Annotated in this window: 26 protein-coding genes; 12 read left to right on the top strand and 14 right to left on the bottom strand. The window is 54.0% G+C overall.

The window, feature by feature from the left end:
• The first annotated feature begins 6 nt into the window (after positions 1 to 6).
• From minC to minE, 3 genes are read left to right on the top strand one after another with little or no spacing between them, the layout of a single operon-like run.
• Positions 7 to 750 carry a septum site-determining protein MinC gene (minC, locus tag H7F11_RS06895; RefSeq protein WP_193650263.1) on the top strand — a complete coding sequence of 248 codons (744 nt, stop codon included), beginning with the start codon at positions 7 to 9 and terminating at the stop codon, positions 748 to 750.
• Positions 751 to 769: 19 nt separating this feature from the next.
• Positions 770 to 1579 carry a septum site-determining protein MinD gene (gene minD, locus H7F11_RS06890; RefSeq protein ID WP_193650262.1) on the top strand — a complete coding sequence of 270 codons (810 nt, stop codon included), beginning with the start codon at positions 770 to 772 and terminating at the stop codon, positions 1577 to 1579.
• A 1-nt stretch (position 1580) separates the two neighbouring features.
• Complete coding sequence (gene minE, locus H7F11_RS06885) at positions 1581 to 1832, top strand: cell division topological specificity factor MinE (RefSeq protein WP_010640915.1); 252 nt, start codon at positions 1581 to 1583, stop codon at positions 1830 to 1832.
• 281 nt (positions 1833 to 2113) lie between these two features.
• On the opposite strand, the gene H7F11_RS06880 is transcribed toward minE, so the two are convergent.
• Positions 2114 to 5608 (bottom strand): FAD-dependent oxidoreductase, encoded by a 3495-nt coding sequence (locus H7F11_RS06880; RefSeq protein WP_193650261.1) that lies wholly within the window; start codon positions 5606 to 5608, stop codon positions 2114 to 2116.
• A 74-nt stretch (positions 5609 to 5682) separates the two neighbouring features.
• Here H7F11_RS06880 and H7F11_RS06875 point away from each other — a divergent pair, with 74 nt between their 5' ends.
• The gene (locus H7F11_RS06875; protein WP_193650260.1) at positions 5683 to 6498 is read left to right on the top strand and encodes a UDP-2,3-diacylglucosamine diphosphatase; all 816 of its coding nucleotides are present in this window, start codon (positions 5683 to 5685) and stop codon (positions 6496 to 6498) included.
• 14 nt (positions 6499 to 6512) lie between these two features.
• Here the strand turns inward: H7F11_RS06875 and gyrB are convergent, their stop codons facing one another.
• From gyrB to dnaA, 5 genes are read right to left on the bottom strand one after another with little or no spacing between them, the layout of a single operon-like run.
• Entirely contained in the window at positions 6513 to 8915 is a 2403-nt protein-coding gene (gene gyrB, locus H7F11_RS06870; RefSeq protein WP_193650259.1) for a DNA topoisomerase (ATP-hydrolyzing) subunit B, read from the bottom strand.
• Positions 8912 to 9967 carry a DNA replication/repair protein RecF gene (recF, locus tag H7F11_RS06865; RefSeq protein ID WP_193650258.1) on the bottom strand — a complete coding sequence of 352 codons (1056 nt, stop codon included), beginning with the start codon at positions 9965 to 9967 and terminating at the stop codon, positions 8912 to 8914. Before recF ends, gyrB begins: the two co-directional genes overlap by 4 nt.
• 24 nt (positions 9968 to 9991) lie before the next feature.
• Positions 9992 to 11089, bottom strand: coding sequence for a DNA polymerase III subunit beta (dnaN, locus tag H7F11_RS06860; RefSeq protein WP_193650257.1), 1098 nt, complete (start codon positions 11087 to 11089; stop codon positions 9992 to 9994).
• On the bottom strand, positions 11089 to 11346 hold the full coding sequence (locus H7F11_RS06855; protein ID WP_193650256.1) for a hypothetical protein: 258 nt from the start codon (positions 11344 to 11346) through the stop codon (positions 11089 to 11091). The genes dnaN and H7F11_RS06855 overlap by 1 nt, the downstream gene beginning before the upstream one ends.
• On the bottom strand, positions 11343 to 12776 hold the full coding sequence (gene dnaA, locus H7F11_RS06850) for a chromosomal replication initiator protein DnaA (protein ID WP_227485329.1): 1434 nt from the start codon (positions 12774 to 12776) through the stop codon (positions 11343 to 11345). Before dnaA ends, H7F11_RS06855 begins: the two co-directional genes overlap by 4 nt.
• Positions 12777 to 13069: 293 nt before the next feature.
• On the opposite strand from dnaA, the gene H7F11_RS06845 reads away from it, so the two are divergent.
• A complete protein-coding gene (locus H7F11_RS06845) occupies positions 13070 to 13855 on the top strand; it encodes an SDR family oxidoreductase (RefSeq protein WP_193650255.1) in 786 nt (261 codons plus the stop codon).
• A 288-nt stretch (positions 13856 to 14143) separates the two neighbouring features.
• On the opposite strand, the gene H7F11_RS06840 is transcribed toward H7F11_RS06845, so the two are convergent.
• Positions 14144 to 14878, bottom strand: coding sequence for a hypothetical protein (locus tag H7F11_RS06840; RefSeq protein WP_193650254.1), 735 nt, complete (start codon positions 14876 to 14878; stop codon positions 14144 to 14146).
• Positions 14879 to 14964: 86 nt separating this feature from the next.
• On the opposite strand from H7F11_RS06840, the gene thiD reads away from it, so the two are divergent.
• Genes thiD through H7F11_RS06815 form a run of 5 tightly spaced genes read left to right on the top strand, consistent with a single transcriptional unit; the run spans position 14965 to position 18465 of the window.
• Positions 14965 to 15789, top strand: a complete 825-nt coding sequence (gene thiD / locus H7F11_RS06835) for a bifunctional hydroxymethylpyrimidine kinase/phosphomethylpyrimidine kinase (RefSeq protein ID WP_193650253.1) — start codon at positions 14965 to 14967, stop codon at positions 15787 to 15789.
• Complete coding sequence (gene thiE, locus H7F11_RS06830) at positions 15776 to 16447, top strand: thiamine phosphate synthase (protein WP_193650252.1); 672 nt, start codon at positions 15776 to 15778, stop codon at positions 16445 to 16447. The genes thiD and thiE overlap by 14 nt, the downstream gene beginning before the upstream one ends.
• 2 nt (positions 16448 to 16449) lie before the next feature.
• Positions 16450 to 17742: a glutamate-1-semialdehyde 2,1-aminomutase gene (hemL, locus tag H7F11_RS06825; protein WP_193650251.1), complete on the top strand. Its 1293-nt coding sequence runs from the start codon at positions 16450 to 16452 to the stop codon at positions 17740 to 17742.
• Positions 17739 to 18134 (top strand): HIT family protein, encoded by a 396-nt coding sequence (locus H7F11_RS06820; RefSeq protein ID WP_193650250.1) that lies wholly within the window; start codon positions 17739 to 17741, stop codon positions 18132 to 18134. The genes hemL and H7F11_RS06820 overlap by 4 nt, the downstream gene beginning before the upstream one ends.
• A 7-nt stretch (positions 18135 to 18141) precedes the next feature.
• Positions 18142 to 18465: a ComEA family DNA-binding protein gene (locus tag H7F11_RS06815; protein WP_193650249.1), complete on the top strand. Its 324-nt coding sequence runs from the start codon at positions 18142 to 18144 to the stop codon at positions 18463 to 18465.
• Here H7F11_RS06815 and rng read toward each other — a convergent pair.
• Genes rng through nadD form a run of 7 tightly spaced genes read right to left on the bottom strand, consistent with a single transcriptional unit; the run spans position 18429 to position 23366 of the window.
• Positions 18429 to 19919 carry a ribonuclease G gene (gene rng, locus H7F11_RS06810; protein WP_193650248.1) on the bottom strand — a complete coding sequence of 497 codons (1491 nt, stop codon included), beginning with the start codon at positions 19917 to 19919 and terminating at the stop codon, positions 18429 to 18431. The two genes, H7F11_RS06815 and rng, sit on opposite strands and share 37 nt — an antisense overlap.
• A complete protein-coding gene (locus tag H7F11_RS06805) occupies positions 19916 to 20503 on the bottom strand; it encodes a Maf family protein (protein WP_031572663.1) in 588 nt (195 codons plus the stop codon). The genes rng and H7F11_RS06805 overlap by 4 nt, the downstream gene beginning before the upstream one ends.
• The gene (locus tag H7F11_RS06800; protein WP_193650247.1) at positions 20500 to 21405 is read right to left on the bottom strand and encodes a hypothetical protein; all 906 of its coding nucleotides are present in this window, start codon (positions 21403 to 21405) and stop codon (positions 20500 to 20502) included. Before H7F11_RS06800 ends, H7F11_RS06805 begins: the two co-directional genes overlap by 4 nt.
• Positions 21405 to 21833: a hypothetical protein gene (locus tag H7F11_RS06795; RefSeq protein WP_193650321.1), complete on the bottom strand. Its 429-nt coding sequence runs from the start codon at positions 21831 to 21833 to the stop codon at positions 21405 to 21407. The genes H7F11_RS06800 and H7F11_RS06795 overlap by 1 nt, the downstream gene beginning before the upstream one ends.
• 16 nt (positions 21834 to 21849) lie before the next feature.
• Positions 21850 to 22323: a 23S rRNA (pseudouridine(1915)-N(3))-methyltransferase RlmH gene (gene rlmH, locus H7F11_RS06790; RefSeq protein ID WP_193650246.1), complete on the bottom strand. Its 474-nt coding sequence runs from the start codon at positions 22321 to 22323 to the stop codon at positions 21850 to 21852.
• A 6-nt stretch (positions 22324 to 22329) separates the two neighbouring features.
• Entirely contained in the window at positions 22330 to 22686 is a 357-nt protein-coding gene (gene rsfS / locus H7F11_RS06785; RefSeq protein ID WP_010640473.1) for a ribosome silencing factor, read from the bottom strand.
• A 23-nt stretch (positions 22687 to 22709) separates the two neighbouring features.
• Positions 22710 to 23366: a nicotinate-nucleotide adenylyltransferase gene (gene nadD / locus H7F11_RS06780; RefSeq protein WP_193650245.1), complete on the bottom strand. Its 657-nt coding sequence runs from the start codon at positions 23364 to 23366 to the stop codon at positions 22710 to 22712.
• A gap of 99 nt (positions 23367 to 23465) precedes the next feature.
• Between nadD and H7F11_RS06775 the strand changes: the two genes are divergently transcribed.
• Both H7F11_RS06775 and H7F11_RS06770 read left to right on the top strand, forming a co-directional pair.
• A complete protein-coding gene (locus tag H7F11_RS06775; protein WP_319803346.1) occupies positions 23466 to 24389 on the top strand; it encodes a lysophospholipid acyltransferase family protein in 924 nt (307 codons plus the stop codon).
• Between the two features lie 108 nt (positions 24390 to 24497).
• Positions 24498 to 24950, top strand: coding sequence for an Hsp20/alpha crystallin family protein (locus H7F11_RS06770; protein ID WP_024894331.1), 453 nt, complete (start codon positions 24498 to 24500; stop codon positions 24948 to 24950).
• The last annotated feature ends 12 nt before the right edge of the window (positions 24951 to 24962 follow it).

The following is a 24962-nucleotide window of genomic DNA, read 5'->3' as shown; positions in this document are numbered from 1 at the left end:
TGAAACATGTCTGCTAAAAAAACAGAAGCGGGCTCTCCCGAATTTCCTCCTTTACGCTTGAGCGGGAGCGTCTTTACGCTTTCTGTTTTACAGCTGGAAAGTAATGACCCAGCCTTACTCAAGGCGTGCATTGACGAAGAACACCGCCGTCATCCTGCTGCTGCGGCATTCCATCAGGAATCACCGCTGGTCTTGGATCTGAGCGGTATTCCTGAAGAAGCCCCACTGGCACTCGAAAAAATCATCCAGGTATTAAGGACCGCAGGCTGGATGCCCGTAGGCATTCGCAATGCCGCAACAACCCATCAGTTGCTGGCCGCATCCTTTCACCTTCCGGTATTGCGTGGACAGGCCCAGCGCGCTCCGGTGAACCCCGAAGCAACCATAAGCCAGCCGTCTCCTGCTCCCAACCCAGCACCATCTGCCGGTCTGCTGGTTGAACACCCGGTGCGCAGTGGACAACGCAATTATGCGCGTAATGGCGATCTGGTCTGTATGGCAACCGTCAACGCCGGAGCCGAAATCATCGCTGACCGCAACATTCATGTTTACGGACCGCTGCGTGGTCGCGCTTTGGCCGGCGTCAACGGAGATGAAAATGCCCGTATATTTTGCATGGCGCTGGAGGCAGAACTCGTCTCCATCGCAGGGTTATATCGAACCCTCGAACCGGACCACCCTCTTTGGGGAAAACCTGCGCAGGTTTACAGCCGCGACGAGCAACTGCATATTACCCCCTTAAATTCATAATGATCCGGAGACAAGAAACGTGGCCAGAATAATCGTCATAACTTCAGGAAAAGGTGGCGTCGGTAAAACCACTACCAGCGCAGCTTTTTCCAGCGGTCTCGCGCTGCGCGGGTATAAAACGGTCGTCATAGATTTTGACGTGGGCTTACGCAATCTTGATCTCATCATGGGTTGCGAGCGTCGGGTGGTTTACGATCTCATCAATGTCATTCAGGGTGAGGCAAAGCTTAAACAGGCCCTGATCAAGGACAAACACTGCGAAAACCTGTATGTACTCCCCACATCACAAACCCGCGATAAGGATGCCCTGACCGTTGAAGGGGTTACCACGGTTATGGACGAACTGCGCAAAGACTTTGATTATATTGTCTGTGATTCGCCAGCTGGCATTGAATCAGGAGCGCTCATGGCCTTGTATCATGCCGATGAGGCGATTGTCGTCACCAACCCGGAAGTTTCGTCAGTGCGCGACTCCGATCGGATTCTGGGGATTCTTGCTGCACGCTCACGTCGCGCCGAACAGGGAGAAGAACCCGTCAAGGAACATTTGCTGCTGACCCGTTATTCCGCCAAGCGGGTGGAAGACGGTGAAATGCTTTCTCTGGAAGACGTCAAGGAATTATTAAGGACGCCACTGCTGGGTGTCATTCCCGAGTCAGAAGTGGTACTGCAGGCTTCCAACCAGGGTATTCCCGCAGTGCACATGGAAAACACCGATGTGGCTGAAGCCTATAAGGATGTAGTGGCCCGCTTCCTGGGCGAAGAAAAACCCCTCCGATTTATTCAGGCTCCGAAAGTGGGTTTTTTCAAAAAGCTTTTTGGAGGCTGACATGTCCATACTTGATTATATTCTAGGCTCCAGGAAGAAAACGGCCAATGTGGCCAAAGACCGTTTAAAACTTATTCTTGCCCATGAAAGGGAGGAAGGGGGACCTGATTTTTTGCCTGCCCTGCAAGAAGAATTACTGACAGTTATTGCCAAGTATATTCCCGTGGATAAAAACAACATCAAGGTCAGCATGGAACGTAAAGGCGACTTTGAGGTGCTGGAGCTGAACATCCTGTTTCCTGATCAGCATTAAGTTTTTATCAAAGGCTCAGGTCAAAGTCGCTGCAAAACACCCTCCAGGCCAACTGCCGCTTTTGGCTGTATTTAGCTTTAATCCTAAAAACGGCAGTTGCCGTTGGTGCTTTGCCGCGACTTTTGTTTCGAGCCGTTGTTGTTCTTGGTGAAATCCTGCGCCCGTCAGGAGAGCTGTTTGAGCCCGCAGGGCGAGTTCTCTCCTGACAGCAGGATGAGCCATAGAACAACAGGCGAGGAACAATGGAGCAAAAAGCACCCACGGCAACTGCCGTTTTTAGGCTAATTACTCTCAGCGCGCAAATGATCCAGCCACTGACTGGATATTCTTTCCAGCAAGCGATTCTGACTCTGGCGTGCCGTCAGATTATCCAGATCCACCCATGCCAGGGGCTGGTCCTGGCCGGCGCAGGAAAATACTGCTTTGGTCCGTTTACCGGTTTCCGGATCAATCTGCCACTGCAAACACTGGGCGCAGACACCTTTGAGCATACACTGCATCGGGCTTCCTACCGTGGCTACCGCTTCCAGATCACTGCGGAAATAAGCACTGAGAGATCCTTTCAGGGCCTGCTGAAAGCCTTTTAATAATCCGGTAGAGCCCATGACCATCAAGCGATCCACCTGATCCAAGGCTACCGCCCCCAGCACCGTACTCTGACCGGGAAGTTCAGCGACTCCGTAAGCACGTAACAACTCCACCATATCACTGGCTTCAACACTCAAGTCCTGAGGACGATGCGTTGTAATCAGGGGACCACTCCCCGTACACCAGATAATCTGATCCGCCGCTTCTTCCAGTTCCGCCTGATTATCCAGTTCACTGGCTTTACCCAAAGCGGCGACATACAGAACCCGATTACCCGCAGCACGCAGCGCGGGACCGATATCCAGCATGACCGCAGCACCCCAGCGTCCTGCCACCACCAGAATGGTTTTATTCTGGGGAATATCTGTCGGTGCTCCAGTGGGACCCATTAATATCAAGGGATCACCGGGTTCCAGGCTCCCTACCAGACGCGGTCCGGTTCCCCATTGCAGTACCATCAGACGCACCGCATCATCTTCGACGCCGGCACCACTGACGGTCAGAACCGGAATCTGCAGGCGGGTATTATTCACAACCGGACTATGGCTTTCAAAAGTCTGCAGCCGGAAAAACTGGCCAGGCCGGAAATTGCGGGCGGCCAGAGGGGCTTTAATCCACATTTCGGTTACCGCCGGATTACTGCGATCCACGCGCAGCACCCGCATGGTCAGCAAATCCCGCAAGTTTTCCTGAAAGTCCAGCAGCCTATGTTGGGTTAGCGGAGCGAGGGCATTAAGACTGTGCATGACCTGCGGATAACTGGCTTTTGCCGAGGCAATGGCTTTGACCACGCTACCATGAAACACCGGATGGGTATCACCAATGAAACTGACGCGATGCGCCTGCCCATCTGTGTAGGAAGTAAACGGGCCGGCTTCGGGTGCCTTGCAGTGTTCAGCCACCTGCACTGCCTGGAGAGCGCTCTTGCCGTGGGCGACGTGGGTCTGAAAATGATCCCCATCCAGCAGCAGGGTACCGGGATACTCCCTTTCATAAATGATATTCGGTACGGTTCCCGCCGCAATAAATACCGCACGAGCAGGTAAACGCAACTCCTGATCACTGGTCAGCCAACGGCCTTCGGCTTCGCGCATCTGCCGGAAAACCATGTGGGCAATGTGTCCATAGGTGTCCAGTTCGGCACGCAGGGGGTCCAGACCCTCTGCGTAATACAGGCCCTCTTCCATGGCCTTGATCAATTCTTCATGGTTGCGTGTATACGCCGGGGATTGCCGCATACCCTTGCGATAGGCCAGCGTGACCCCGCCCCAGGATTGAATCAGGGGGACAAAATTCGGGGATTCGCCGGTTTCCTCTGCGCGTTCCCGCTCCTGGCGGACAGCGCGCCCGTGGGCAAGAAATTCTTCGAGAATTTCTGTGTCTTCGGCAGAAAGTCCGGCACGCATTTTTTCTTCACCGACACGCTGGGACATCTGCTCATAACGCGCAAGGACTTTTTCAACCTGACGAATATAATAGGCCTGTACTTCGGTGGCAGTATCCACCGCTGTGAGACCACCACCAATGACCACGGCGGGCAAACGGACCTGCAAATTGGCGAGACTGCTCTTTTTCCCGGCACCGGTCAGCTGCAGGGCCATGAGGAAATCACTGGCCTGACGCATGCCCCGGGCCAGACTTTCGCCCATGGGAACCACCCTGGGCAAACCCGCGCCCGTGGCAATACAGACATGATCAAACCCCAGAGACCAGGCATTTTCCAGGGTGATGGTGCCACCCAGACGCACGCCCCCAAAAATCTGGAAGCCGGGACGCCGGGCTAAAGTCAGATAAATGAGTTTGAGAAAGTTCTTGTCCCAACGCACGGTGATACCATATTCCGCCACCCCGCCAAAACCCAGCAGAATCCGCTCGTCCAGGTCTTCCTGCAAGGTGCTCCAGTCACGAATCGGCGCGGTCAGCCAGGCTTCCGGCAGCGGTTCGATTTTCAGACCATCAATACCCACTACCGCACAGCCTTCCTGCAGCAGGTGTTGAGCCATGGTGAACCCCGCCGGCCCCATGCCGGCCACCAGCACCTTGCGCCCATTATACGGTTGTGCCGCAAATTGAACGGCGCGCAAGGGATTCCAGCGGGTCAGCAAATCATAAAGCTCAATCCCCCAGGGGAGGTTGAGGACATCCGTCAAAATGCGGGTTTCAACCTGGGGAATGTTGACCGGGTCCTGCTTCTGGTACACACAGGCTTTCATGCAGTCATTGCAGATGCGATGGCCGGTAGCGGGAACCATGGGATTATCGACCATGGCCATGGCCAATGCGGCCAGATTCAGTCCGTCCCGTTTGAGAATCTGCATTTCCGAAATTTTTTCTTCCAGAGGACAGCCCGTCAGGGTCACGCCCAGAGGATCAACCTTCAGGCCCAGTTCCGGCACGCCTTTTTTCTCGGGGAATCCTCTGGAGCAAAAATCGCCATCATGATCATGACAATAGAGACAATAATGGACTTCGCTCTGCACACTGCGCGGGTCCATGCGCAAATCCGTCAGATGAAAACTGTCGCGGCGACGCAGGGTGCCGTCGGGCGCCACAAATGGTGTACCGGGGACCTGATCGAGCTTTTTGAGTGGTACGAGGGCCTCATGATCTACGCGCTGGGGCAAACGGAAGCTCGACCAACCTGTAACCGCCAGAGCAGCCTGGGGATCCTGAAGGATCAGGGCACACCATTGGGTCAGGCGCTGAATCTCCTCAGCATGGGTATTTTCATCCTTAAGCCAATCTTCACCGAGCCGGGAAATCGCCCACTCACGATCCGTATCCGGCCAGGCGCGTTGGCGTATCTGGCTATCCAGCCATTGATCCAAATCCGCAAAAGTCTCCGGAAATTCTCCGCGATAACGCCGGGCGCGACGCAGCACAAAATGCTTTTTGAAATCCATGACCACATCATGGCTGCGGGTTTGTGCCTGTAATTCGGATACTTCTTTTTCCAGGGCGAATAAGCGGGTAATAAACTGTTCCACATGGGGCGCCAGGCGCAGCAGAAATTCGCTTTGTTCCTTGCTCGCCGGAAGCAAACCCTGAGCCCGGTAATCATGCAGGGCTTCGGCGAGTGAACTATCCGCTTTGTTCAGACTGTCGAGAAATTCCTGATCCAGGCGCGCAATGCCCGCATCTGTAAAAAGTTCTTTATATTCAAAACCAACTAAATTCAGCACCCGCATCTCCCCATTCGCGCAGAGGCATACACGCCATCCACTTTCATCAAACTGTCACATTTTGCTGGCATTATAGACACATGTCACGTTTTCAGGACGAAACCATGTCTCATTACCGCAGTATTTTCCTGTCCGATATCCACCTCGGAACTCGGGGCTGTCAGGCAGAAAGTCTGCTCGACTTCCTGCGCCACAATTCCTGCCAGCAATTATATCTGGTCGGCGACATCATTGATTTATGGCGACTCAAGATACGCTGGTATTGGCCGCGCAGCCACAATACTGTCGTCCAGAAAATCCTGCGTCTGGCGCGCTCGGGTGTTAAGGTCCGCTATATTCGCGGAAATCATGATCCCGTCTATGAGCTGCTCTCTGATTATGTTCAGGGTCAGGATGATGAGAGCATTTCCCTGGGCGATATTGCCATTCTCAGTGAGACGGTTCATGAAACCGCCGATGGAAAAAAACTCTGGGTGATTCATGGGGATCAATTTGATGCGGCCATGCGCTATGCTACCTGGCTGATTCATCTGGGTGATCATGGTTATACCCTGTTACTCTGGCTCAATCGCCTGCTGCAATCCGCCTTCCGTCGTCTGGGTCTGCGCCGGCACTGGTCCCTGAGTGCCTACATCAAGTACCGGGTCAAAAAGGCCGTGCAATTTATCAACGACTACGAACATCTGCTTGCCGAAGAAACCGCCCGCCGGGGTTATGCTGGGGTTATTTGTGGCCATATTCATCATGCTGAACAAAAAAGCATTGACGGAATACTTTACTACAATGATGGCGATTGGGTAGAAAGCTGTACGGCGCTGGTCGAACACATGGATGGCCGGATGGAAATTATCCACTGGCCCATCACGTTGCGTTTTGATCAGGATGTCGCCGCCTGAAGCCGGTTTACCGGCTAAATATCCAGTCGCGATACAAAGCGGGCGTTTTCTTCGATGAAACGCCGACGCGGTTCTACCGCATCACCCATCAACATGGAAAACACCTCATCAGCCGCGATGGCATCTTCCACATCAACCCGAACCAGTCTGCGGTTTTCCGCATTCATGGTGGTTTCCCAGAGCTGCTCCGGATTCATCTCACCGAGACCTTTATAACGCTGAATTTCCACGCCCTTCCGGGCATCTGCCAAAAGCCAGTCCATCGCCTCCCGGAAACGCTGAACCACGCGATTTTTCTCGCCCCTTTTGATCACGGCGCCAGGATGCATGTTGCCTTCAATATTTTTCGCATATTCAGCCAGATGCCGGTATTCACCGCCCGCGAAAAAATCCTGGTCAAAAAAGCGGACTTCCTGACTGCCATGATGTTCACGCCGGACCACCAGGCGTAATCCGTCCGCTTCGCCGATTTTCTCGACCTGATAGTGTTCTGCGGGTAAAGCTGTTGCGCTCAGGGCAGTTCGTAGCCCTTCCGCAAACTGGTCCCAGTCATCATTACGGGCGGTTTCTGCAGCAATGGGCGGCAGGGTTGCCAGCGCCCAGAGCAGGGTGGCGGGATAACGCCTTTCCAGACGCTGCACCAGGGCTTCAATATTCTGGTATTGCCGCATCATGCCTGCAAGCTGATCCACACTGATGGCTTCACTATTTGCGGAAAGGTGAAATTCAGCACCATGCATGGCGATTTCACGCAAATAAGCTGCCAGTTCCGTATCATCCTTGATATAGCGTTCGTCTTTGCCTTTTTTAACCTTGTATAAAGGGGGCTGGGCAATATATACATGACCACGATCCACCAGATCCGGCATCTGCCGGTAAAAAAAAGTCAGCAGCAGGGTACGAATATGACTGCCATCCACATCTGCATCCGTCATGATGATGACGCGGTGGTAACGTAACTTGGCCAGATTAAAATCTTCCTTGCCGATACCCGTGCCCAGAGCGGTAATGAGGGTGCCGATTTCATCCGAAGACAGCATTTTATCGAAACGTGCCCGTTCGACATTCAGAATTTTTCCTTTGAGGGGCAAAATGGCCTGATGACGACGATCCCGGCCCTGTTTTGCAGAACCCCCTGCCGAATCTCCTTCCACCAGATAAATTTCGCAAAGACTGGGGTCTTTTTCCTGACAATCGGCCAGTTTACCCGGAAGGTTGGCAATATCCAGAGCCCCTTTGCGGCGCGTCAATTCACGCGCCTTGCGGGCGGCTTCCCGGGCCCGGGCGGCGTCGACGATTTTCGCGGCAATAGCCTGGGCTTCCTTGGGATGTTCATCCAGAAAAATGGTGAGGGCCTCGGCCATGGAAGATTCGACCACCGGTTTCACCTCACTGGAAACCAGTTTGTCCTTGGTTTGTGAAGAGAACTTGGGATCTGGCACTTTTACGGAAAGTACCGCCGTCAATCCTTCCCGGGCATCGTCACCAGTGACGGAAACCTTGGCTTTGGCCAGGGTTCCTTCTCTTTCCATATACTGGTTGAGGGTACGGGTCAGGGCGGCGCGAAATCCGGCCAGATGGGTTCCACCGTCATTCTGGGGAATATTGTTGGTGTAGCACAGCACCGTTTCGTTATAGCCTTCATTCCACTGTAGCGCTGCTTCTACAACAATCCCGTCACGTTCGCCAGCAAGGTTGATCACATGCGGATGAATGGCGGTTTTACTGCGGTTGAGATGTTCCACAAAGGCGCGGATGCCGCCGTGGTAATGGAAAATTTCTTCCCGGTTCACACGTTCATCCAGGAGCGTGATGTGTACTCCGGAATTCAGAAAAGCCAGTTCGCGCAGGCGTTTGGCGAGAATTTCAAAGTGGAACTGGGTATCGGCAAAAACCTCCGGAGAAGGTTTGAAACGGATGATGGTACCATGCCGGGTGGATGCTTCGCCCCGGGCAATAGGCGCCAGAGGGGCGCCATCCGCATAGGACTGGGTCCAGACAAATCCATCCCGGTAAATGCGCAGCTGCAGGGAAATGGACAGGGCATTCACTACAGAAACGCCGACACCATGCAATCCACCCGAGACTTTGTAGGAGTTATCGTCAAACTTGCCACCGGCATGCAGGATGGTCATGATGACTTCAGCGGCGGAGCGACCTTCTTCGGCATGAACATCTACCGGAATACCCCGTCCGTTATCACTGACGCTGACCGAACCATCATCATGAATAATGACCACAATGGTATCGCAATGCCCACCCAGCGCTTCATCAATGGCATTATCTACCACCTCAAAAACCATATGATGTAAGCCACTGCCATCATCAGTGTCGCCAATGTACATGCCCGGGCGTTTTCGTACTGCTTCCAGCCCTTTCAACACCTGGATACTGGAAGAATCGTACTTTTGCGTCATATTACTATTTCCTTTTCAAGCTGGCCCTGGGCCAGATAAAAATGACTGCCCTGAACACCTGCCGGTATTTGTCCGGCTGCAGTCACCGCAGCAAAAACCTGTATATTCAGCACATTCAGTTGTTCAACCCACCAGTTTCTGGCGGATTCATCCAGTTCGGCCGCAAAATCATCAATCAATAGGGTCGGCAAAGCAAAACCGGCTTCCCTGAGCAGAAGCAGCTGCGCAATGCGATAGGCAAGGCCCAATACGCGCAACTGCCCACGGGAAAGAATATCCAGGGCCATTTTCTGGCGAACCCGAAAAACCAGATTGGCCCGGTGTGGTCCACTGTGGGTATATCCCATTTCCCGATCCTGTCCCAGATCGCGCTGCAGACTTTCCTGCAAGGCCAATCCTTCTTTCCAGCCACTCTGCAGATGCAGACCCAATATCTCTGCAGCGCCAGACCAACTGGTCCAGAGTTTCTGCAGAAAAGGCTCTATGCGTGTCAGATAATCCTGACGGCGTTGCTGAATACCTTCTCCGGCCAGAGCCAATGCCGAATCCCAGGGACTTTTGCCTTGGGGTTTTTTCAGCCAGGCATTACGCTGTGCCAGGGCGCGACGATATTCCCGAAAAACAGTGCCGTAGTATGGATCCACATAATAAATTCCCCAATCCATGATCCGTCGCCGATCATCTGCCGTGCCGGCAACAAAATGACTGTTATCATCATGTAGACTTTGCAGAGGCAGGATATCCAGCAATTCCCAGGCTGAATGGACAGACTCCCCATCATAACGTATTTCCCGCTCTTCGCCACGTCTGCGCATTGCCAGGAAATGATCAGACATCCGTGCACTGAGCAGGTATTCCGCATCGCCTTCGCGCAAAACGTGGCGCGGTCCATGCCGCCAGGTTTGGCCGGTACCCAGAATGTGAAGGGCTTCGAGGACCGTACTTTTTCCTGCACCATTGGCACCTATCAACCAGTTCCACCGGGCATGGGTGGAGAGTTGTAAATTCTGAATACAACGCAACGACTGAATTTGCAGAGTCTCCAGGGTCATCAGGCAGGTTTTTTCAGGACTGGATCAGAGCCGCACCGGCATCAAAATATAAACCGGGTTATCTGAGTCCAGCGGTGTGAAAACGGCTGCACTGTTGCCGTCCTTGATGCGCATGCGAATATTTTCCTGAGAAAAAATCTGGATACTATCGGTGAGATAGCGGCTGTTGAAGGCAATGTTCATTTCATCATTTTGATATTCTACAGAAAGTTCGATTTCTCCTTCTTCCTGTTCTTCGTTACGACTGCTCAAGGTCATCAGATTTTTGCCCAGATGGACCTGGGTGGTGGGATTACGGTCGCTGACCAGTACTTCACTTTGTTGCAGGGCGCTTTTGAAGCTTTGGCGATCAAGTATTGCGAAAAAAGGATGTCCTTGCGGAATAACCCGCCGATAATCAGGGTACTTGGCATCGATCAGTTTACAGGCAAATTGCTGATAACCATCATCCAGTACAAAACTGGTATCAGAAAGAGAGAGATGAATATTACCACCGTTGACAATACGCAGTAATTCCATGACGGCTTTGCGGGGAAGAATGCACTGGAAACTTTCTTCTTCCAGACTATTGGCAAATGGCAGGGTCATCATGGAAAGGCGATGACCATCGGTGGCTACCAGGCGCATTTCCTGACCTTGTACTTCGAGAAGTACCCCATTCAGAAAGATGCGGGCGTCATTTTGCGCCATGGTGTTGGCGGTTACGGCCAGGGCTTCCCGCAATAAAGCGGCTTCGCAATCACCCTGGCAGCGACTGCTGTGAATATTGAGATAGGGAAATTGTTCAGCGGGCAGTACATGCAGGGTAAAGCGACTTTTAGCGGCTTTCAGTAACAGTTTTTCGCCATCCTTGTGAAACTCCAGAGGGGTGTGTTCGGGTAATGCCCGGCAAATATCATAAAGTTTACGGGCAGGAACCGCGCAAGTTCCGGGAGTATCTACGGGATGATCCTTGTCTACACTGAGCTGCACTTCCTGATCCGTGGCGATGAAGCGGCAATGTTGTCCGGCAGCTTCGATCAGCACATGGGCAAGAATGGGTTGAATGGGTCTGCGATCGGCAATATTCGCCATATTCGCCAAAATGGGCAGTATGTCTTCACGATCCATGGTGAGTTTCATCAGGAAATGCTCCTTATGGTATTAATTAAATAAATTATATTCTTCTTTTTAACTATTATTATTATTAAGGCCCTGAAGGCCTGTGGGAAACCGATATAAGCCCTTGTTAGTAATATTTTTATTGCACTAGACATCGCGCCGGCAAGCTGTGGATAAGCAGGTATGATCGGGGATAAAAATGAGCGGTAGTTTTCATACATGCTCAGCACCGTACTTTTCCATGGGCTTTTCCACAGCTTGTTCCCTAATCCGGTCATGCGCCCAGTATCCGTAGCAAATTGTTATAATCTTCATTGATTTGAGAGTCTTCCTGACGAAGCTTTTCAATTTGTCGGCAGGCATGCAGTACGGTGGTGTGATCGCGACCACCAAAGGCCTCACCAATTTCCGGCAGGCTGTGATTGGTGAGTTCCTTGGTGAGCGACATGGCGACTTGGCGGGGGCGGGCAATATTACGACTCCGCCGCTTGGACTGCATGTCAGAGCCACGTATATGAAAATATTCGGCAACGACTTTCTGGATGTTTTCCAGGCTGACCATGCGTTTCTGGACGTCAATGAGATCCCGCAAGGCTTCCCTGGCAGTATCCAGATTGTACGGCTTATGGGTAAAGTTGACGTGGGCGACGACCCGCCTTAACGCGCCTTCCAGTTCACGAACATGGGAGCGGATTTTTTCGGCAATGAAAAAAGCTACTTCTTCGGGCAGTTCTATGCCAATTTCTTCAGCCTTGCATAGAACAATCGCCATACGGGTTTCCAGATCATGCGGCTGAATGGCGACGGTGAGACCCCAACCGAAACGCGACTGGAGTCTTTCTTCCAGATGTTCGACTTCCTTGGGGTAACGATCACAGGTAATGATGATTTGTCGGCCACCGTCAAACAGCGCGTTGAAAGTATGGAAAAACTCTTCCTGGGTGCGATCCTTGCCAGCAAAAAACTGAATATCATCAATAAGTAGGGCATCGAGCTTGCGATAACGCTGCTTGAAATCGTTGATGGTGTTATGTTGCAGAGAACGCACCATGTCCATGATGAAACCCTCGGCGCTGACATAAAGCACTTTGGCGTCTGCGTTACGCTGGAGGATGGCATTGCCAACGGCTTGCATGAGATGGGTTTTACCCAGGCCGACTCCCCCATATATGTACAGGGGATTGTAGGATTTACCCGGATGCTCGGAAACCTGTCGCGCTGCTGCTACGGCGAGCTGGTTGGACTTGCCCTCAACGTAGGATTGAAAGGAAAAGCCGGGATTGAGGCGATTGCCGTTACGCGGGTCTGTACTGACCGGGCTGGGCGCAGCGCTGCTTTGGGGCTCCGGTGCAGGAGCCGCCGCTGTCGTATCCAGATTGAAGCGGAGCAGCATCCCCGGAGCCAGCTCGGCGAGAACGGCCTCCAGCAAATCCATCAGCCGTTCCCTGACCCACTGCATGACAAAAGGGTTGGGGGCAAACAGATGAAATTCGTTACCATGCAGCTCGCCACGCAAAGGGCGAAGCCAGGTATTGAACTGCTGAGGTGTTGTCTGTTCCTGCAGCTGTATGCAGAGCGCTTCCCAGAGGGCATCTCCGTTGTGCAGCGCGGATAAGTTTGAATCACGGCTCATACGTAACCTGGTCGAGTGCTGGGCGGTAAAATCGTGATGTTTGGACACGACAATCAGTTGCTGCAGTATAGCCAAGTGACACGATCTGCGCCAGTATATAATCTGGCCAGCCGGGATTTGTTAACTGAACGTTGCTAAATTTTTTTATTTATCCCTGTAAAGCTCAATATTAATAGTTTACCATCATGTTTTTAAATATTTTATTTATTTATTTTATTTTATAAATTTTACAAAAAAATAATTAATTAACAGTAATAAAAATAATTTTTTATGATATTTTATATAATAATTTATGACCTGTTTTGGAAGTGGAACAGGTCAATTCATTAACTGTGGTATCTTGCTGATCTTACAAAGGAAGAAATTTTATGGCGAAGGGATCTGTCGTAATTACCGGAGCGGGCAGTGGGATCGGACAGGCCTTGGCGCTGGCTTATGCGGAACCGGACCGGCCGTTGTTACTCCTGGGGCGCAGTCTGCAGAGCCTTGAAGCTACGGCGACTCTGGCGCGGTCGCGAGGGGCTGTTGTGCGGGTGCTGAAAGTTGATGTGGGTGATGTGACAACGCTGGATCTGGCCGCGCTAAATTTTTCGGATGAATTTGGTGAAATCAACGTGTTGATTGCCAATGCAGGAATCAGTCATGGGACTCTGGCCAGGGAGCGGGATGATCGTCCGGTTTTTGCCGAAATCATCACCACCAATTTGCTCGGGATGGATAACACCTGTACGGCCTTCCTGCCCTATATGGCGCAGGGTGGGCGCATTGCCGGAATTGCCAGTGTCGCCGGGTTTCGCGGCCTGCCTGGAGCGGCTGCCTATTGTGCATCCAAGGCGGGGGTGATTGCCTATCTGGAAAGTCTGCGACTGGAATTGAGGGTTCAGGGTATCCGCGTCTGTTGTATCGCTCCAGGTTACATTGCCACCCCGATGACGGCCGCTAATCACTATCCCATGCCCTGGCTGATGGCTCCGGAGAAGGCGGCGCAGAGAATGCGCAGGGCCATCGACCGTGGTCAGGCCTGGCTGGTTGTGCCCTGGCAGATGGGGATAGTGGGAATGATTTTGCGGCATTTACCCATTGCTCTTTATGATCGGCTGTTTGCCCGGGTTGCAGGGAAGGCTCGGAAAACCGGCTCTGCGCAAGGCGTTTGAGTTCTGTTCAGGCACCCTGAAACCGCAGTGGAATGAATAAGTTTTCCACAAAGTGTTTATAAGGAGGTTATGGCACTTTGTTCTTAACATGCTTTCGGTATGTTTTTTAATTTATTGGTTTTTAAAGAGAAATAAAGTTACAAAATAGGCAAAACCTGTTTCAGTAATGGAACAAAGCTTAAAATTCTGGGTTCTGCGGTATATATCCACAAAGTTATCCACAGAAAATACAGCACAGCCTGTCAGCCCCCATGCGGGGGCTGACATTTCTGGGGGGAGGCAATTTGATCAGGCAGCTTGAAGTCGCGGTTTCACAAACCACATCTGGATCAGGCTCAGGAGCATTTCCAGCAAGGCAACTGGACAGGACAGTGCTCCACCAATCAGAACCAGCCAGACGAAAGCCGGATTCTGATGGGTCAGGAACCAGCCACTGAAATCCACAAGCATGGCAATAAAAGGCAGGATGATCAGAGGGTATTTGATGCTGTTGGGGAAGCGCGATTTGCTGAATATCCAGCCAGCCACCCAAAAAATGACGCCGAGCATGGTCAGGTGAATCATACCGTTCAGCAGCATGGTACTGAGGCTCATCCCCGTATCGACCCTGGCCACGGTTTTGACATCACCGTAAGTAACCAAAGGCGGGTTATGGAGGACCTTGGTCATGGCAACACTGTGACACTTCAAACAGTTTCCGGCGATCAAGGGTTTGATGGCCGAATTGTAATCTGCCTCGGTTTCGCCCGAAGCAATCCAGTGATTGACGGCGGCAACCATTTTCGGTTTATCGGCTGCCGACATCCCTGCGTAACCCATCATGCGCGGCAGGACAGTTTGCAGCGTGCTGGAACTGCGATTGCCATAATAATGTTCGGCAACAGCATGTACGGTAAAGCCATTATTACCACCTACTGTAACATATACATAGGCTTCTGCGACCAAAAGGCCCAACCCCACCAGGAAAATAAATCCCGTATGGACCAGTTTTTCTGCTAGACTCAACTCCGGCAATTGCCGCATGTGGTTTTCCTCCATGAATGATGTCGTTAGGATAGGATTTGCGTGGCAAGTGAAAGCAATTTTCCTGCCGGATTTGAGGTTTGTCCATGCACAATATATTAATGCCCGAACGCGCTGAAATACCTCCCGTTGTGCTCAGTATTGCCGGTTCCGACCCCAGTGCTGGCGCAGGCATACAGGCTGATCTGTTAACTTGTGCCCGTCTTGGTGTCCACGCCTGTACCGCCATTACCGCACTGACCATTCAGGACTCAGTCAATGTTGAGCGCTTTAGTCTGGTGGACCCGGCGGAATGCCTGCAGCAGGCTCAGGTCATACTGGATGATATTCCGGTTCGGGTGATCAAGATCGGGATGTTGGGCTCCGCTGAGATGGTCAGAGCCTTGGCTGAACTCCTGGATGCTTACCCGCAGATTCCTGTGGTGCTGGACCCGGTCATGACGGCTGGTGGGGGTACTTCTTTGGCGGGCATGGGATTGCGGGAGGCCATATGCACCGAACTTTTACCCAGGGTGACCATTATCACGCCCAACGGTCCTGAGGCGCTGGCTTTGACGGGTGCAGCAGACTTGCGGGCCGCCGCAGTCCTGCTCAATGCGCAGGGTGCCCAATGGGTTTTATTGTCCGGGGGGCATGGCGAAGGTCCGAAGCTGGAAAACCTGGTTTTTCGGGGGGGCATTCTGCAGCAGACTTTTATTCAGGAACGCCTCCCGCATCAATATCACGGTTCAGGCTGCACCCTGGCTTCAGCGGTTGCTGCGGGTCTGGCCAAGGGCCTGGACATGCTGCAGGCCATAGAAGCCGCTCTTGATTTCACCCATGCAGCGCTGCGTACGGCCTATCCTTTGGGACGGGGCCAGTTTTTCCCTAACCGATTTGGTCATCCTCAAGGCAGCCATGGGCGGGAATGAGTTGCAGCCGGCCATTGCCGGTTTATACGTCATTACCGATCCGCACTGGATGCCGGAAGCGGTTTTTCTGGACAAGGCCGAAGCCGCTTTACGGGGTGGGGCAAGGATCCTGCAGTATCGCGATAAGGGCGACGTCCGGCAGGACCATGCGCGGCGACGGCGGCAGGCGGGTGCCTTGCGTGAACTTTGCACACAGTATGGTGCCCTGTTTGTGGTGAATGATGACCCCGATCTGGTGAGAGCGGTTCAGGCTCCGGCTCTGCATGTCGGCGCAGAAGATGCGCCTGTGGCCGAATTGCGCCAGGCCTTTGGTCGTGATCTGTGCATTGGCGTATCCTGCTATGCTTCGCTGGATAAAGCCCGGGAAGCTGTCAGTGCCGGGGCGGATTATGTGGCTTTTGGTGCTTTTTTTGTCTCGCCGAGCAAGCCGCAGGCCCCTCGCGTAGATCTGCAGGTTTTGCGAAAGGCCCGAGCGGAACTGAATATTCCACTGGTCGCCATTGGCGGAATTACCGAGGATAATGGCGGAGCGCTGATTGCTGCAGGTGCGGATGCCCTGGCAGTGATTTCCGGGGTGTTTGCCTCGGAACAGGTAGAAGCGGCCGCCCGGCGCTTTGCGGTATTATTTGATCATCCCGGAAATATTCCCAAGGAGTAATAATGACCCAGACTTCTCACGATTTATTCAAGGCAGCCCGGCAGTGTATTCCCGGCGGCGTGAATTCTCCGGTACGGGCTTTTCGTGGTGTGGGCGGAGATCCCATCTTTATGGACCATTCCGAAGGCGCGTATTTTTGGGATGTGGAAGGCAAACGCTATTTGGATTATGTAGGCTCGTGGGGGCCGATGATTCTCGGTCATAATCATCCTGAGGTCCGGGCCGCCGTTCATGCTCAGGTGGATAAGGGTTTGGGCTTTGGTGCCCCCACGGCCATTGAAGTAGACATGGCCGAGATGGTTTGCCGGCTGGTCCCGGGTATTGAGTTGCTGCGTATGACCTCCAGTGGCACCGAAGCGGTGATGTCGGCTATTCGCCTCGCCCGGGGTTATACCGGCCGGGATAAAATCATCAAGTTTGAGGGGAATTACCACGGCCATAGTGACAGTTTGTTGGTTAAGGCAGGTTCCGGCGCCCTGACCCTGGGGCAGCCCTCCAGTGCCGGGATTCCCCGGGAAGTCAGTCAGGATACCCTGGTTCTGCCTTACAACGATTTGTCTGCTGTAGAACAAATGATGCAGCAATATGGTTTTGATGTGGCCACCATCATCGTCGAGCCGGTAGCGGGCAACATGGGTTGTGTTCCTCCCGAACCGGGTTTTCTGGAAGGGCTGCGGACCCTTTGTGACCAGTATGAAACGATCCTGATATTTGATGAAGTCATGACCGGTTTCCGGGTGGCGTTGGGAGGTGCCCAGAGCCTTTATGGGGTGCGTCCGGATTTGACGACTTTCGGGAAAATCATCGGCGGCGGATTGCCGGTGGGGGCACTGGGCGGTCCCAGGGAAATCATGGAATATCTGGCCCCTAACGGCCCGGTTTATCAGGCGGGGACCCTGTCGGGGAATCCGGTGGCGATGGCGGCGGGCCTAAAGACTTTGCAATTGCTGAGCGAGCCGGGATTTCATGACAAACTGGCCGTGCAAACCCGAAAATTGTGCGACGGACTGGCGGAGCGCGCCAAGGCTGCCTCTGTCCCGTTACAGATTAATCAGGTTCCGGCCATGTTTGGCTGGTTTTTCAGCGACGAACCTGTACGCGGATTTGATGCGGTCATGCGTGCCGACAGCCAGCGCTATGCGCGTTTTTTTCATGGGCTGTTGGCGCAAGGCGTCTATCTGGCACCCAGTGCCTACGAAGCCGGGTTTGTTTCTGCGGCGCATGGTGATGCTGAAATCAAGGCCACCCTGGATGCTGCAGAATTGGTTTTGGCACAATTGAAGGAGGAAGCATGACCACTTTATTTACCCGTATTATCGCCGGCGAAATCCCTGCCCAGAAGCTGCTGGAAGACGAACATTATCTGGCTTTTCTGGATATCCGCCCAGTCCGTCCCGGACATACCCTGGTTATTCCCAAAAAGGAGCATGATTATATTTTCACCCTGGATGATCAGACCCTCGCCGGACTATTACCCTTTGCCAAACGCGTGGTTCCGGCGCTGGAAAAAGTCACCGGATGCAAGCGGGTCGGGATGATGGTTGCCGGACTGGAAGTTCCCCATACCCATGTCCATCTGATTCCCATGAACGCTATTCCGGACCTGAATTTTGCCCATGCTACGGATACTCCGGCAGCGGAGCTGGCTGCCATGGGAGATCAGATTCGGGCGGCCTTAGAGGGCTGAGGCTAGCATGCCGTCGTTGTGGCGCTATGTTTTGGTGCTGTTTCTGACAACCTTGCTGGGTGTCAACATGGCCTGGGGTAAAGGTAAAAACTGTCCACCCCAAGTGAATATCAACCAGGCCGGTATCGAACAGTTGCGTTGTTTGAAAGGTGTGGGAGTAAAGCGTGCTGCGGCCATTATCGCTTTTCGCGAAGCACATGGTCCCTTTCCGGGGCCGGCCGCCCTGGGTGCCATATTAAGCCCGAAAATTATATGCCCGCCTGCGGCCACAGATTATCACGCAAGGTCCAATATTCACATCAAAATGATGTCGTACTGCTCCTGGGTATAGGTGGCTTCCGCCTGGACCTTGATGGGGCGGCCGATGAATTCCTCAAGTGCCGCAAGGCTGGTGCTTTCTTCGTCGAGCAGTTTTTCCATAACCATGGGTGAAGCCAATACGACGAAACGCTCGGCAGGATAAGCCCGGCTTTCCCGGACAATTTCCCGCAGGATTTCGTAGCAGATGGTTTCTGCCGTTTTCAGAAAACCCCGACCATGACAATAAGAGCAGGGTTCGCACAGGGTCTGGCGGAGGCTTTCGCGGGTGCGCTTGCGGGTCATTTCCACCAGGCCCAAGGCTGAAATCTGGGTGATATTGCAGCGGGTGCGGTCATTCTGAATGGCTTTTTCCAGAGCGCGCTGCACCCGTCTTTTGTGTTCTTCATCATTCATGTCGATAAAATCAATGATGATCATGCCGCCAATATTGCGCAGGCGCATTTGTCGGGCAATGGCAGCGGCAGCTTCCAGATTGGTTTTGAAAATGGTGTCTTCCTGATTGCGACGCCCGACAAATCCCCCGGTATTTACATCCACCGTTGTGAGGGCCTCGGTCTGGTCAATGATCAGGTAAGCGCCGGATTTGAGGGTGACCCGGCTTTGCAAGGCCCTTTCAATTTCGTCTTCCACATTGTAGAGATCAAAGAGGGGGCGTTCGCCGCTATAGTGCTCCATGCGGTCGGCGACTTCCGGAATGACGCGCTGGCAAAAACCCACTGCCGCCTCATAAGTCTCGCGGGAATCAATGCGCACCCGTTCGATGTTGTCCGACATGACATCGCGCATCATGCGCATGGCGAGATTCAAATCACTGTGAATCTGGCAGGGCGCACTGCTGTTTTCCAACTGGCGGCGGATCGAACTCCACAGGCGGCGCAGAAAATCAATGTCCCCGACAAAGTCCTGATGTTCAACCCCTTCTGCCAGGGTACGGATGATATAGCCACCGGCTTCATCAGCAGGAATGGCGGCTTTGAGTTCGTCCTTGAGCCGGGATCGTTCTTCCGGCGACTCAATGCGGGTGGAAACCCCGATACGGGGCACAAAGGGCATGTAAACAAGGTATCTTCCCGGCAAGGTAATCCGCGTTGTCAGCCGCGCGCCCTTACTGCCGACCGGATCCTTGATGACCTGTACCAGAACTTCCTGACCTTCGTGCAACAGGGTACAGACATTGCGGACTTCATGATGACCGGGGCGTGTTTCAATGTCGGTTTCGCCATTCAGTTCCTCGCTGTCATCCTGAATGTCGGCAGCATGCAAAAAGGCGGTGCGATCCAGTCCGACATCGACGAAGGCGGCCTGCATGCCGGGTAATACCCGGCGCACGACGCCTTTGTATATATTCCCGACCAGTCCGCGATGGCCGCTGCGTTCTACCTGCAGTTCCTGGAGTACGCCGTTATCTACCAGGGCGACGCGGATTTCCTGGGGAGTGACATTGATGAGAAGTTCTTCGCTCATGTGGATCCTGAAAATGCGGGTGGCGGAAAGCCGCACTGCGTTAAAAGCCGGGCCGTTTCAAAAAGGGGCAAGCCCATGACGCCACTGAACGAGCCCTGAAGATGTTCGACAAAAACCGCACCCAGGCCCTGTATGGCATAGGCCCCCGCCTTGTCTGCAGGTTCCCCGCTGGCCCAGTAATCCGCCATTTCCTGGGGGCTCATGTTGCGCAGGCGCACGGTGCTGCTGTGCAGGATTGCATCGACCTGTCCATCATGCAGCAGGGCAACTGCCGTATGTACCTGATGGTCTTTCCCGCCGAGTTTCGCGTACATGGCATAGGCGTCGGCAGCGTCGCGGGCCTTGCCAAATGCTTGTCCGGCCAGGGCAACCACCGTATCGGCGGCAAGGATCAGATTTTCTGGATGACTTCCGGCCAGGGCCGTGGCTTTGCTGCGCGCCAGGCGCTGCGCCAGATTTTCCGGGCGTTCACCGGCCTGTGCGGTTTCATCGACATCCGCAACCTGCACCTGCGGGTCATAGCCCAGTTGCCGGAGCAGGGCCAGTCGCCGGGGAGAAGCCGATGCCAGAATCAGCTTGCTCACGAAGTGGGGCTGGCATTCACCAGAAGCAGCTCGGCGGTTCCCGCTGCCAGGCCGGAACCCGTTGCCAGGGCCAGAGACTGGTCGGGGACGCCATTACGCCGCAGGTTGCGCAAAATGGCTTCGGCGCGCTGGGTGGCCGCATTGGCTCCCAGCGGCTGGGGCGCTACCCGCACCAGAATTTCATGGGCATTACTTTGCTTGAGAATACGGGAAATAGCCTGCAAACGTTGTTCACCATCACTACTGAGGCGGTTATCGCTGCCAAAAAGGCTATCGGCGGGCATGGAGACGTGCACGCCATCGCTGGCGGCCTGCACCCGGGCATATACGGTCAAAGCCTTGCCATAAGCTGGCAGGCTCGTGGTGCTGGTAATGGCGGTACTGCTGGATAAGCCGTTTAGCGAACCTGGTGGTTGTTTGGCAAGGCTGGCGAGATGTTTTTCTTCGGCCTGTAGCATCTGTTTTTGTTGTTGAATTTCTGCCTGCAAATGTTGGGTTTGCGCGCCGGTCATGGTTTTGCTGGCCAGTTGCTGGCGCAGTCGCGCATATTCGTTCTGCAGGGCCTGATGCTGGCTGGTCAGCGATTGAACCTGCTGTTGTAGCTTACTCAGGCTGGTCTGCTGATGGATAGATTGGCGTTGTTCCTGCAGGCCGGCCATCCGGGCGTCAAAAATGGCTTTGTCGACCTGAAAGATGGCCGGGTTGACCTGATCACGGGTCATCATTTGCAGGGATTCCTGCAAGCCCGACAAGGTAGTGGGTGAAATGGCGGGTCCGCTGCGCTGGGCATTCTGCAGGCGTTGCAGGGATTGTTGTAATACCCGGGTGGTTGCGACATCGGCACTGGCCAGCGCGGGAAATGACAACAACAGGGCGGCAGCAAGCAGGGCGTGGGCGCGCATTATTGAGACTCCTTGGCGATTTGTGCCTTGGTGGCATCTATTTGCTGGTGGGTTGCGGCGATCTGGCTTTGCAGATTGGCGATCTGGCTCTGCAGGGCCTGGCGCTGACTGCTGCCGGGAGAGCTCTTGAGACGAACCTGAATATTATCCAGTAATACTTTTGCCAGCAGGGTCTCGCGCTCTGCCAGGAGATAATCGCCCCGGGACTGCGCGGATTGAGCCGCTGTCAATGCGCTTTTAACCGGTGCAAGCTGGGCATCATTGACGGCAGGTGAAAGGGCCAGAATGTGCTCCCGCCCTGCCTGCACGGCAATGGCATCCGAACTGCTCTGCTGGGGGCTGACTTCGACCATTTGCGCACAGGCGCTCAGCCCGAGACTCAGGGTCAGGGCCATACTTATCCGGATGACTCCCGGTTTTATCCACATTTGCTTCACGTCAGCGTCACTCCTCTGCGCCACGATGATAAGGTAATCCGGCCTGAATGCTCCAGGCCCGATATAATTGTTCCGCTAAAACTACCCGCACAACAGGATGTGCCATAGTTAATGCCGACAGTGACCATTGCCAGTCAGCCTGTAGTTCGGGGTCCAGTCCATCCGGCCCGCCGATCCAGAAGGTGACGTCGCGGCCACCCAGAAACCAGGCATCCATCCGCTGCGCCAAGGCCTCACTGCTCAGTACTTTGCCACCCACTTCCAGAGCGACTTTCTCGGACCCTGCAGGCGTGGCACTCCGTATTCGCTCGCCTTCTTCACGCCGCCACCGGATCGGGTCGCCACTGCGCCCCCTTTTGGCCATTGGCAGGGCGCGCCATTCCACCCGACACTGTGGCGGCATTCTGGCTGCATATTCAGCGACACCGTTTTCCACCCAGACTGGCATTTTGTTGCCGATGGCAAGAATCCGGAGCCGCATCGATAATCAGCGGCGTTCGTTTTGCCCACGCATCTGGGGAAGTTCTCCCCAGAGCCGTTCGAGCTGATAAAAATCGCGCACCTCAGGGCGCATGACGTGAACCACCACATCGCCGAGATCTACCAGTGCCCAATCACCCACGCTGAGCCCTTCTTTTCCCAGTGGCCGAACGCCCTCTTCGCGCATGCGGGCCATGACATGATCAGCCAGGGCCTTGAGATGACGGTCGGAGGTGCCAGAGGCAATAATCAGATAATCCGTAATGTCGGTCTGTTTACGGACGTCGATGGCTTTGATATCGAGGGCTTTGTGTTCATCAAGAACAGTCACAATAATGTCGCGGAGATTTTCTGCTGTCGCCAAGTGCAATAATCCTTTGAGTCGATTTACGGGCTTTGGTAGAGCCCCTTGCTCTCAATATAATCCAATACTTCGTCGGGTAACAGGAAGCGCGGACTTTGGCCGTTGGCCAACAGGCTGCGAATACTGGTCGCGGAGATTTCCAGTGCGGTGATGGTCTGAAAAAAAATGAAGCCGGCGGGTTGTTGGTGGAGCTGGCGGATATCGTCGCAACGCCGTTGATAGAGGGTTTGCCGCAAGGCTTCGGGAAGTTCGGCAGCCGGCCAGCCCGGTCGTCCGGTGACGATAAGATGGGTTAATTCCAGAATCTGTTGCCAGTCGCGCCAGGTATCAAAACGCAAAAAGGCATCCATGCCAATGACCATGGCCAGTAAGGCATCCGGGCGTTCCAGACGCAGGGCGCGGAGGGTGTCCACGGTATAGGACGGCCCCTCACGTCCCACCTCCCGATCACTGACGGCAAAACGGGGGTGGTGGGCGACGGCAATGCGGGCCATGGCCAGACGATGTCGGGCGGCAGCCCAGGGACTTTGACGATGCGGCGGATGACCTGCAGGAATCAGCATCACCTCGGCAGTCTTGAGGGCCTGACGGACTTCCTCTACGGCGCGCAGATGCCCGTAGTGGATGGGATCGAAAGTCCCCCCCAGAATAACCAGATCATTATCGGTAACATTATCCATTACCGGAATATAACCAAGGCTGGGAACGGGGGGAAGGCAGCGACAAAAGGCCGGTCCCGCGTTTATGATGTGCGCTTTGCGGAACAGATCAGGAATCAGGTGGCTAAATCATCGGTCGAATCCTCCAGGGCAAGCCCCGGACAGCAGTCGCAGGTGTGGTTGATTGTCGCCCTGCTGCGTGGTGCAGCCGTTTTGCCGGGTTCATGGCGGGCGGCGTTGGGTTCCGCGCTCGGCGATGTCGCCCGGCGGATTATGCGGCGACCCCGCCAGGTGGTGGACGCAAATCTGGCCATTGCTTTTCCCGATCTTTCTTTGGTGCAGCGCCACGATTTGCAACGCCGGCATTTTCGCGCCCTGGGTCAGGCCGCCCTGGAACTGGGACCCCTGTGGTTCTGGCCTTTGCCCCGGGCTTTGGGGCTGATTCGTGAGGTGCGCGGTGTGGAACAGGTGGATGCTGCGCTGGCAGAAGGACGCGGTGTCATTTTGTTTACCGCCCACCTGGGGGCCTGGGAAGCGGCCGTGCAATATATTGGTCATCGCTGGCCAGTGACGGTGCTGTATATGGACACCCGCAATCCGGCTCTGAATGCATTGATGGCGGCAGGTCGGGGACGCAGTGGCGCACGGTTGACGTCCAAGGAAGAGGGCATTCGTCCTCTTTTGCATACTTTGCAGCAGCACCAGGTGGTGGGTATTTTGCCGGATCAGAATGTGGATCCCCGGGAAGGAGACTATGCCCCTTTTTTTGGGCGACCCGCCTGTACCACTCCTTTGCTGGGGCGGCTGGCCCTGCGTCGGCAGAGCCCGGTGTTCGGTCTGTTTGCCTACCGTCTGCCCCGTGGTCAGGGATTTCGACTGGAGTTTGTGCCCATGCCCGAAAATTTTCCTGCGGGTGCAGCGGTGGCAGACGCCACGGCCATGAATACCGTGCTGGAAACCGCTATTCGCAAGGCCCCGGAACAATACTGGTGGGTGCATCGTCGTTTCAAGGATCAGCCGGAAGGCTGGGATTATCCATACTGAAGTATTTCTTCAACAATATTTCTCTCAGGGCTTGAAAATGGTTTTTCGCAGCCCCATTAACTGGAGCATGGTGATTAGGTCACCGGGATGAATTAAGGAGATTATTCCATGGTTGATGAAAAGAATTCTTCAGTACAGTCGGTGCGTTCTGTGGATCCGGTAGAGCAGTTTTTTGATTCCCTTTTGCCCGGCGTTTTTCGTCCGGTAAATAACGGTAATCAGAATGGTTCAGTGCGCGCACATATTGCTCATATTGATGTTCTGGACCGCGATAACGAAATAGTCATTCGCGCCGAAGTACCCGGTATGGATAAGGAAAAGCTGGATGTCCAGGTTCATGGTAACCAGGTATATATCAGCGGCAGCAAGGAAGAAAACAAGACGGAAGAAGAAGGCAAGTATATTTATCGTGAACGCCGTTATGGTGATTTTTCACGGACGGTACAGTTGCCTGTTGATGTGGATGCCAGCCAGAGTAAGGCAGCCTATAAAGATGGCGTTCTGGAGCTGGTCTTACCCAAGGCGGAATCTGCCAAAAGACGGAAAATCAGCGTCGAATGAGGTTTAGCAATA

This window comes from Acidithiobacillus sp. HP-2, assembly GCF_015100155.1.
GTDB lineage: Bacteria > Pseudomonadota > Gammaproteobacteria > Acidithiobacillales > Acidithiobacillaceae > Acidithiobacillus.
The sequence above is the reverse complement of the archived record's forward strand: the minus strand, read 5'-3'. Positions and strand labels throughout refer to the sequence as shown.

Bases quoted from the DNA above. Each gene is read 5' to 3' on its own strand.
- H7F11_RS06880 (WP_193650261.1), bottom strand. From the start codon at position 5,608: ATGCGGGTGCTGAATTTAGTTGGTTTTGAATATAAAGAACTTTTTACA.
- H7F11_RS06815 (WP_193650249.1), top strand. From the start codon at position 18,142: ATGCCGTCGTTGTGGCGCTATGTTTTGGTGCTGTTTCTGACAACCTTG.
- rng (WP_193650248.1), bottom strand. From the start codon at position 19,919: ATGAGCGAAGAACTTCTCATCAATGTCACTCCCCAGGAAATCCGCGTC.
- H7F11_RS06800 (WP_193650247.1), bottom strand. From the start codon at position 21,405: ATGCGCGCCCACGCCCTGCTTGCTGCCGCCCTGTTGTTGTCATTTCCC.
- nadD (WP_193650245.1), bottom strand. From the start codon at position 23,366: ATGGATAATGTTACCGATAATGATCTGGTTATTCTGGGGGGGACTTTC.
- recF (WP_193650258.1), bottom strand. From the start codon at position 9,967: ATGACCCTGGAGACTCTGCAAATTCAGTCGTTGCGTTGTATTCAGAAT.
- thiD (WP_193650253.1), top strand. From the start codon at position 14,965: ATGCACAATATATTAATGCCCGAACGCGCTGAAATACCTCCCGTTGTG.
- H7F11_RS06795 (WP_193650321.1), bottom strand. From the start codon at position 21,833: ATGTGGATAAAACCGGGAGTCATCCGGATAAGTATGGCCCTGACCCTG.
- H7F11_RS06875 (WP_193650260.1), top strand. From the start codon at position 5,683: ATGTCACGTTTTCAGGACGAAACCATGTCTCATTACCGCAGTATTTTC.
- H7F11_RS06840 (WP_193650254.1), bottom strand. From the start codon at position 14,878: ATGCGGCAATTGCCGGAGTTGAGTCTAGCAGAAAAACTGGTCCATACG.
- H7F11_RS06845 (WP_193650255.1), top strand. From the start codon at position 13,070: ATGGCGAAGGGATCTGTCGTAATTACCGGAGCGGGCAGTGGGATCGGA.
- minE (WP_010640915.1), top strand. From the start codon at position 1,581: ATGTCCATACTTGATTATATTCTAGGCTCCAGGAAGAAAACGGCCAAT.
- H7F11_RS06770 (WP_024894331.1), top strand. From the start codon at position 24,498: ATGGTTGATGAAAAGAATTCTTCAGTACAGTCGGTGCGTTCTGTGGAT.
- dnaN (WP_193650257.1), bottom strand. From the start codon at position 11,089: ATGAAACTCACCATGGATCGTGAAGACATACTGCCCATTTTGGCGAAT.
- hemL (WP_193650251.1), top strand. From the start codon at position 16,450: ATGACCCAGACTTCTCACGATTTATTCAAGGCAGCCCGGCAGTGTATT.
- H7F11_RS06820 (WP_193650250.1), top strand. From the start codon at position 17,739: ATGACCACTTTATTTACCCGTATTATCGCCGGCGAAATCCCTGCCCAG.
- H7F11_RS06855 (WP_193650256.1), bottom strand. From the start codon at position 11,346: ATGACCGGATTAGGGAACAAGCTGTGGAAAAGCCCATGGAAAAGTACG.
- gyrB (WP_193650259.1), bottom strand. From the start codon at position 8,915: ATGACGCAAAAGTACGATTCTTCCAGTATCCAGGTGTTGAAAGGGCTG.
- rlmH (WP_193650246.1), bottom strand. From the start codon at position 22,323: ATGCGGCTCCGGATTCTTGCCATCGGCAACAAAATGCCAGTCTGGGTG.
- thiE (WP_193650252.1), top strand. From the start codon at position 15,776: ATGGGCGGGAATGAGTTGCAGCCGGCCATTGCCGGTTTATACGTCATT.
- minC (WP_193650263.1), top strand. From the start codon at position 7: ATGTCTGCTAAAAAAACAGAAGCGGGCTCTCCCGAATTTCCTCCTTTA.